The following is a 7,185-nucleotide window of genomic DNA, read 5'->3' as shown; positions in this document are numbered from 1 at the left end:
CTTGTGACGCAGTAAACTAGCAAAAGCAACGGAGATCGGGATGGCGCTGGAAACAGTTCTCGGGACGAGCAGCGTCCATCCTCTTGTTCATGTCACGACCGTTTACCCCATCGACCAATCAATAACCAACGGCATCAGCAAGGCCGTGAACAGCAGGCTTGAAGAAACCTATGGAAAATCCCTCCAAATAATGAAGCGCTTCGAGGCAGATGTGTCAAAGATCGCCACAAGGCTTGTAACATATGAGACGTTGGACAAAGTTGAATTGAGTAATTACCTAACGTCAATCGAAGGGCCCGAATCACTATAGTCGCGGATATGATTCCGGCCTACAGTGGTTCCCTAGTTCCACAGCTTATAAAAGTTGGCTACAAATCAATGCACCAACTTCGCCGCACAGAACTGCTCTCGCCTTTGGCAGCAAACGGATCCGCGAAGCACCGCCGTTCACGTCGTAAACCTACAAATTGACAAAACTTTCAGGTTACTCTCCCACAAGATTGACGGGTGAATTCAGCCGAAGCCTTTGTAAAGAAAAAACAACATGCCACTCAGCGCTTTAGGTAAGATAAATTTACAAAATTCCCGTCGTTCCCGCCTAGAATGGAATTTCGTCGTCGAGATCGCGCGAGAAATTCCCGCCTGCGCTGGAAGAGCTACTTGACGAAGCATTGGAACGGCCGAAGTCCGAACCGTAATCATTGTCAGAGACTTGACCGCGACCGGAACTGTTGTCGAACGAACGGCCACCGCCAGCACCCTCGCCACGGGAATCGAGCATCTGCAACTCGCCGCGGAATTTCTGCAATACGATTTCCGTCGTATAGCGATCATTCCCGGTCTGGTCCTGCCACTTGCGCGTCTGCAGGGCGCCCTCGAGGTAAACCTTCATGCCTTTTCTCAAATACTGCTCGGCGACCTTGGCCAGGTTGTCATTGAAAATCACGACGCTGTGCCATTCGGTCTTTTCCTTGCGCTCGCCGCTGTTCTTGTCGCGCCAGCTTTCCGACGTGGCGATACGAAGATTGACGACAGGATCGCCCGAACCCAGCCGACGGACTTCCGGGTCAGCGCCAAGATTTCCTACCAAAATGACCTTGTTGACACTGCCTGCCATGATCTGAACTCCATAAATTCCGTTTTTAAAATTTGCGCCATCATACAGAAGCCGCATTCATGGCGGGCAACTGATTACCGCTATCCACAATATACAGTTCCCGGTCACACCCGCGTGGACAGCCATCGAAATGCTCCTGCCAGATTTGTCAGGAGAGTTTTGACGCAAGCCACGTAGCAACAAGCCGCAAAGCACCTCGTTTTTTTACAGCCAACGCTCGAACAAAACTGATTTCACACCCTGCCAGCACTATGTCAGTAGAGCGCACGCAGTTTGTTCTTTTTTTGTTCTATCACTTGCTCTAACAATGTCAACATGGCTATGGTGATTCCAACAGGGCTTGACCTCGTAAACCGAAGAAGACTTTCTAAATATAGGAAAGCCTCTCGCTGAGGGCTTAACTCCTTCCAAATTGCGCGCCCTCTCAAAGGCAAATACACATGAGCGATCAGAAGTACATTTCCATTCGCGGCGCCCGCGAACACAATTTGAAGAACATTGATCTTGATCTGCCGCGCGACAAGCTGATTGTCATGACCGGCCTTTCGGGGTCCGGTAAGTCGTCGCTCGCATTCGACACGATTTATGCCGAAGGCCAAAGGCGTTATGTCGAGAGCCTGTCTGCCTATGCGCGGCAGTTTCTCGAGATGATGCAGAAGCCTGACGTCGACCAGATCGATGGTCTCTCCCCGGCAATTTCCATTGAGCAGAAGACAACCAGCCGCAATCCGCGGTCGACGGTCGGTACTGTCACGGAGATCTATGATTACCTGCGCCTGCTCTTTGCTCGCGTCGGCATTCCCTATTCCCCGGCAACTGGCCTGCCAATCGAAAGCCAGACCGTCAGCCAGATGGTCGATCGCGTACTCGCGCTTGAAGAAGGCACACGGCTTTTCATTCTTGCACCGATCGTCCGCGGCCGTAAGGGCGAGTACCGCAAGGAACTCGCCGACCTGCAGAAGCGCGGCTTCCAGCGCGTAAAGGTTGACGGCATTTTCTATGAGATTGCAGATGTCCCGGCACTCGACAAGAAATACAAGCACGACATTGATGTCGTCGTCGACCGTATCGTCGTGCGCTCCGATATCGCCGCGCGTCTGGCGGACAGTCTCGAAACCTGCCTGAAGCTGGCCGACGGCATTGCCGTGGCCGAATTCGCCGACAAGCCCCTGCCCGCTGACGAAACAGCCAGCGAATCCGCCAACAAGTCCAAGAACGATACGCATGAGCGGATCATGTTCTCGGAAAAGTTCGCCTGCCCTGTCTCCGGTTTCACTATCTCGGAGATCGAGCCGCGCCTGTTCTCGTTCAACAATCCCTTCGGCGCCTGTCCGACCTGCGATGGTCTCGGCACACAAAAGGCAATCGATCCGACCATGATCGTGCCTGACGAAGGCCTGACATTGAAGAATGGCGCCATCGCTCCCTGGTCGAAGTCGAGTTCGCCATACTACAACCAGACACTCGAGGCGCTGGGTGCGGCTTACGGCTTCAAGCTCGGTGACCGCTGGCGCGATCTCAATGAGGAAGCGCACAACGCCATTCTCTATGGCACGGGCAGCCGCGAAGTGCAGTTTTCTTACGATGATGGGCTGCGTTCCTACCGCACCACCAAGCCGTTCGAAGGTGTTATTCCCAATCTCGAACGTCGCTGGAAAGAGACCGACTCCGCCTGGTCGCGCGAGGAGATCGAACGATTCATGTCTGGAACGCCCTGCCCGGCATGCAATGGCTACCGGCTGAAACCCGAGGCGCTGGCGGTCAAGATCGGGGGACTGCACATCGGCCAGATCACCGAAAAGTCCATTCGCCATGCCGATGCCTGGTTCCGTGAAATCGACAAGACGTTCAACGAGAAGCAGAGCGAGATTGCCGCGCGAATCCTCAAGGAAATCCGCGAGCGCCTGCGCTTCCTCAATGATGTTGGTCTCGACTATCTGGCGCTGTCGCGCAATTCCGGCACGCTGTCGGGCGGCGAAAGCCAGCGCATCCGCCTCGCGTCGCAAATCGGCTCGGGCCTCACTGGCGTGCTCTATGTGCTCGATGAACCGTCCATCGGTCTGCATCAGCGCGACAATGAGCAACTGTTGAAGACCCTGCGTCACCTGCGCGATCTTGGCAATACGGTCATCGTCGTCGAACATGATGAGGACGCCATCCTCACCGCCGACTATGTTGTCGATATTGGTCCGGCCGCCGGCATTCACGGCGGCGAAATCATTGCGCAAGGGTCACCGGCCGACATCATGGCCAGCCCGAAATCGCTCACCGGAAAATACCTCTCCGGCGCGATCGAAGTGGCCGTGCCAGCCGAACGCCGGAAGACAACCAAGAAACGCATCAAGATCGTCGGCGCGCGCGGCAACAATCTGAAGAACGTCTCTGCCGAAATTCCGCTCGGCACCTTCACGGCTGTGACTGGCGTTTCCGGCGGCGGCAAGTCGACATTCCTCATCGAAACGCTGTTCAAGGCTGCGTCGCGCCGTATTATGGGCTCGCGCGAGCATCCCGCGGAACATGATCGCATCGACGGCCTGGAATTTCTCGACAAGGTCATCGATATCGACCAGTCGCCAATTGGCCGCACACCACGCTCCAATCCCGCAACTTATACGGGTGCTTTCACACCGATCCGCGACTGGTTTGCCGGTCTCCCTGAGGCGAAAGCGCGAGGTTATCAGCCAGGCCGTTTCTCGTTCAACGTCAAGGGCGGACGCTGCGAAGCCTGCCAGGGCGATGGTGTGATCAAGATCGAGATGCACTTCCTGCCGGACGTCTATGTTACCTGCGATGTCTGCCATGGCAAGCGCTACAACCGAGAGACGCTGGAAGTCCTGTTCAAAGGCAAGTCGATAGCCGATGTACTCGATATGACCGTGGAGGAAGGTGCGGAGTTCTTCGCCGCCGTGCCTGCGGTGCGCGACAAGCTGCAGACGCTTGCCAAGGTCGGCCTCGGCTATATCCATGTTGGCCAACAGGCCAATACCCTGTCCGGCGGCGAAGCCCAGCGCATCAAACTCGCCAAGGAATTGTCGCGCAAGGCCACCGGTCGCACGCTCTATATTCTTGATGAGCCCACGACCGGCCTGCATTTCCACGACGTGGCAAAGCTGCTCGAGGTGCTGCACGAACTGGTGGAACAGGGCAATACCGTCGTGGTGATCGAACACAATCTCGAAGTCATCAAGACTTCTGACTGGGTCATCGACCTTGGACCGCATGGCGGCGATGGCGGCGGCGAGATTGTCGCTGTCGGCCGGCCGGAGGACATTGTCGAGGTCGATCGCTCCTATACCGGTCAGTTCCTCAAGGAACTCCTGCGCCGGCGTCCCGGACACAAGGCCCAGGCGGCTGCGGAATGACCTGAAAACCCGCCCTGTGGCGGGTTTTTACAATCTGACAATTGGAGGGAGGAGACCAGAATGAGCGATAGCGGAACCGTACGGACCGGAATTGGCGGCTGGATCTTCGAGCCTTGGCGCGGCACCTTTTATCCAAAGGGCCTTTCCAAGACCAAGGAGCTCGAATATGCCGGACAGCATCTCCAGACCATCGAGATCAACAGCACCTATTATGGCACGCAGAAACCGGCGACTTTCGCCAAATGGGCGAGCCAGGTCCCGGATGGTTTCGTATTTTCAGTCAAGGGCAATCGTTTCGTCACCAATCGCCGCGTTCTTGCGGAAGCTGGTGATTCAATAGAATACTTCGTCAAGTCCGGCATCGTCGAGCTGGGCGACCGGCTTGGACCACTCGTATGGCAGTTGGCGCCGACCAAGAAATTCGACGCAGACGACTTTGGCGCCTTCCTGGAGCTCCTGCCAAAGAAGCATGACGGCTTGCCCCTGCGCCACGCCGTCGAGGTCCGCAATGCGTCTTTCATTGATCCAGACTTCATCGCGCTGGCGCGTAAGAACGATGTCGCGGTGGTCTACGCCGAGCATGTCGAATATCCGGAAATTGCCGATATCACCGCGGATTTTGTCTATGCGCGCCTGCAGAAGGGCGATGATGCCATCGATACCGCCTATCCGGCCGCTGCGCTCGACAAATGGGCAGAGCGCGTTAAACTTTGGGCAAGGGGCGGTGAGCCCGATGACCTGCCGCTGGCTTCACCCAAGCAGCACGCGACGACGCAAGCTCGCGATGTTTTTGTCTATTTCATCCATGAAGGCAAAGTGCACGCCCCGCAGGCAGCACAGGCCTTGAAGCAGCGCGTGACAACCTAGTTCACGCTCAAATGAGGCACACACTGCCTATTTTCTGTGCATATTGCATATTTTTTCAACAGGTCAACTGAGCGCCAGCGGTCGCTTCCGATGATTTATGCGCCACATATCTCAGGAACTCCCTGCCCCAAGCTCGATAAAATCCCATTCCTGGAATTATTTGTCAGAGGGATGCCAATTGGCATGCTTCCTGCTTTTTGAAGTGAAAAACGGGCAAGAGGTCCGTTTCTATGCATAGGGAGATTGTTCTCTGATGAAGAAAATCGAAGCCATCATCAAACCATTCAAGCTGGATGAGGTGAAGGAGGCTCTGCAGGAAGTTGGGCTTCAGGGTATTACGGTCACTGAGGCCAAGGGGTTCGGCCGGCAAAAGGGGCACACTGAATTGTATCGTGGCGCCGAGTATGTCGTCGACTTCTTGCCGAAGGTGAAAGTCGAGATCGTTCTGGGTGACGAATCCGTTGAAGCCGCTATAGAAGCGATCCGCAAGGCGGCGCAGACCGGTCGTATCGGCGACGGCAAGATCTTTGTCTCCAATATTGAAGAAGTTGTGCGTATCCGGACCGGCGAGTCCGGCATCGACGCCATCTGATCCCAACACCCTCCGCTGGCACGTTCGCGCCGGCAACCAATATCATCGTCGCTGAACAAGGAAAATTGACATGACGACCGCTAAAGACATTCTGAAACAGATCAAGGACAACGACGTAAAATTCCTTGACCTCCGCTTCACCGATCCCAAGGGGAAGCTGCAGCACGTGACGATGGATATTGCTGAAGTTGACGAAGACATGTTTGCCGACGGTGTCATGTTCGACGGCTCCTCCATTGCTGGCTGGAAGGCCATCAACGAGTCTGACATGGTTCTCATGCCAGATACCGATACGGTTCACATGGATCCGTTCTTCGCTCAATCGACCATGGTTATCCTGTGCGATATTCTCGATCCGATTTCCGGCGAAGCCTATAACCGCGATCCGCGCGGCACGGCCAAGAAGGCCGAAGCCTATATGAAGGCTGAAGGCATCGGCGATACCATCTTCGTTGGTCCGGAAGCTGAATTCTTCGTGTTCGATGACGTCAAGTACAAGGCCGATCCGTACAACACCGGCTTCAAGGTCGACTCTACCGAACTGCCGTCCAACGACGATACCGATTATGAAACCGGCAACCTGGGCCATCGCCCGCGCATTAAGGGCGGCTATTTCCCGGTTCCGCCAATTGACTCCGCCCAGGACATGCGTTCGGAAATGCTCACCGTCATGACAGAAATGGGCGTACGTGTTGAAAAGCACCATCACGAAGTGGCTGCTGCTCAGCACGAGTTGGGCATCAAGTTCGATGCCCTCACCCGCAACGCCGACAAGATGCTGATTTACAAGTACGTCGTGCATCAGGTCGCCAATGCCTATGGCAAGACGGCGACCTTCATGCCGAAGCCTGTCTTTGGCGACAATGGTTCGGGCATGCACGTTCACATGTCGATCTGGAAGGACGGCAAGCCGACTTTTGCTGGTAATGAATATGCCGGTCTGTCAGAAAACTGCCTGTTCTTCATCGGCGGCATCATCAAGCATGCCAAGGCGATCAATGCCTTCACGAACCCGTCGACCAATTCCTACAAGCGCTTGGTTCCAGGCTACGAAGCTCCGGTCCTGCTGGCCTATTCGGCACGCAATCGTTCGGCTTCCTGCCGTATCCCGTTCGGCTCATCGCCGAAGTCGAAGCGTGTTGAAATCCGCTTCCCGGATCCGACAGCCAACCCTTATCTCGGCTTCGCCGCGATGCTGATGGCTGGTCTCGACGGCATCAAGAACAAGATCCATCCCGGTCAGCCGA

Annotated in this window: 6 protein-coding genes; 5 read left to right on the top strand and 1 reads right to left on the bottom strand. The window is 55.5% G+C overall.

Annotated elements, in window-relative coordinates:
* Positions 1 to 40 precede the first annotated feature (40 nt).
* A complete protein-coding gene (locus tag AAAC48_RS06410; RefSeq protein ID WP_340653384.1) occupies positions 41 to 310 on the top strand; it encodes a hypothetical protein in 270 nt (89 codons plus the stop codon).
* A 288-nt stretch (positions 311 to 598) separates the two neighbouring features.
* On the opposite strand, the gene AAAC48_RS06405 is transcribed toward AAAC48_RS06410, so the two are convergent.
* Entirely contained in the window at positions 599 to 1,117 is a 519-nt protein-coding gene (locus AAAC48_RS06405; protein WP_340653383.1) for a single-stranded DNA-binding protein, read from the bottom strand.
* A 440-nt stretch (positions 1,118 to 1,557) separates the two neighbouring features.
* Here AAAC48_RS06405 and uvrA point away from each other — a divergent pair, with 440 nt between their 5' ends.
* The 4 genes from uvrA to glnA form a co-directional block, all read left to right on the top strand.
* Positions 1,558 to 4,479 (top strand): excinuclease ABC subunit UvrA, encoded by a 2,922-nt coding sequence (gene uvrA / locus AAAC48_RS06400; RefSeq protein WP_340653382.1) that lies wholly within the window; start codon positions 1,558 to 1,560, stop codon positions 4,477 to 4,479.
* 60 nt (positions 4,480 to 4,539) lie between these two features.
* Positions 4,540 to 5,346, top strand: a complete 807-nt coding sequence (locus AAAC48_RS06395) for a DUF72 domain-containing protein (protein ID WP_340653381.1) — start codon at positions 4,540 to 4,542, stop codon at positions 5,344 to 5,346.
* Positions 5,347 to 5,599: 253 nt separating this feature from the next.
* Positions 5,600 to 5,938: a P-II family nitrogen regulator gene (locus AAAC48_RS06390; RefSeq protein ID WP_008123000.1), complete on the top strand. Its 339-nt coding sequence runs from the start codon at positions 5,600 to 5,602 to the stop codon at positions 5,936 to 5,938.
* Positions 5,939 to 6,008: 70 nt separating this feature from the next.
* Positions 6,009 to 7,185 (top strand): type I glutamate--ammonia ligase (gene glnA / locus AAAC48_RS06385; protein WP_340653380.1); only part of this gene is annotated, 1,177 nt, incomplete at its 3' end.

The organism is Phyllobacterium sp., assembly GCF_037994405.1.
In the GTDB taxonomy this organism is placed as follows: Bacteria; Pseudomonadota; Alphaproteobacteria; order Rhizobiales; family Rhizobiaceae; genus Phyllobacterium.
The sequence above is the reverse complement of the archived record's forward strand: the minus strand, read 5'-3'. Positions and strand labels throughout refer to the sequence as shown.

Coding starts and splice junctions, on each gene's coding strand:
- AAAC48_RS06390 (WP_008123000.1), top strand. CDS start 5,600: ATGAAGAAAATCGAAGCCATCATCAAACCATTCAAGCTGGATGAGGTG.
- uvrA (WP_340653382.1), top strand. CDS start 1,558: ATGAGCGATCAGAAGTACATTTCCATTCGCGGCGCCCGCGAACACAAT.
- AAAC48_RS06395 (WP_340653381.1), top strand. CDS start 4,540: ATGAGCGATAGCGGAACCGTACGGACCGGAATTGGCGGCTGGATCTTC.
- AAAC48_RS06405 (WP_340653383.1), bottom strand. CDS start 1,117: ATGGCAGGCAGTGTCAACAAGGTCATTTTGGTAGGAAATCTTGGCGCT.
- AAAC48_RS06410 (WP_340653384.1), top strand. CDS start 41: ATGGCGCTGGAAACAGTTCTCGGGACGAGCAGCGTCCATCCTCTTGTT.